Origin of the sequence: Mesorhizobium sp. M1409 (genome assembly GCF_040317535.1) — a bacterium.
Classification (GTDB): domain Bacteria; phylum Pseudomonadota; class Alphaproteobacteria; order Rhizobiales; family Rhizobiaceae; genus Mesorhizobium.
In genome coordinates this window covers 1-519 of sequence record NZ_JAMYKV010000173.1, presented here as the reverse complement: position 1 = coordinate 519, position 519 = coordinate 1, and the positions used below count along the sequence as shown (strand labels likewise).

The 519-nt window shown below is 64.4% G+C and carries 1 protein-coding gene; it reads right to left on the bottom strand.

Annotated elements, in window-relative coordinates; genetic code table 11:
- Positions 1-519 (bottom strand): EF-Tu/IF-2/RF-3 family GTPase (locus NKG99_RS35905; protein ID WP_352874201.1); only part of this gene is annotated, 519 nt, incomplete at both ends.

Below are 519 nucleotides of genomic sequence, written 5' to 3'. Positions count from 1 at the left end.
CGTCCTTGGTCAGGATGTAGGCTTCGGCCACGAACTTCTTGTGCGGCTTGACCGTGCCCGGCTTGGCCAGAACCTGGCCGCGCTCAACGCCTTCACGATCAACGCCGCGCAGCAGCGCGCCGATGTTGTCGCCAGCCTGGCCCTGATCGAGCAGCTTGCGGAACATCTCGACGCCCGTGCAGGTCGTCTTGGTCGTCGGACGGATGCCGATGATCTCGAGTTCCTCGCCGACCTTGACCACGCCGCGCTCGACGCGGCCGGTCACGACCGTGCCACGGCCCGAGATCGAGAACACGTCCTCGATCGGCATCAGGAACGGCTTGTCGAGCGGACGAACCGGGGTCGGGATGTAGGCATCGACCGCCGCCATCAGCTCGCGGATCGCGTCCTCGCCGATCTTCTTGTCCGAATCTTCAAGAGCAGCCAGAGCCGAACCCTTGACGATCGGAATGTCGTCGCCGGGGAACTCGTTCTTGGTCAGAAGCTCGCGCACCTCGAGCTCGACCAGTTCGAGCAGCT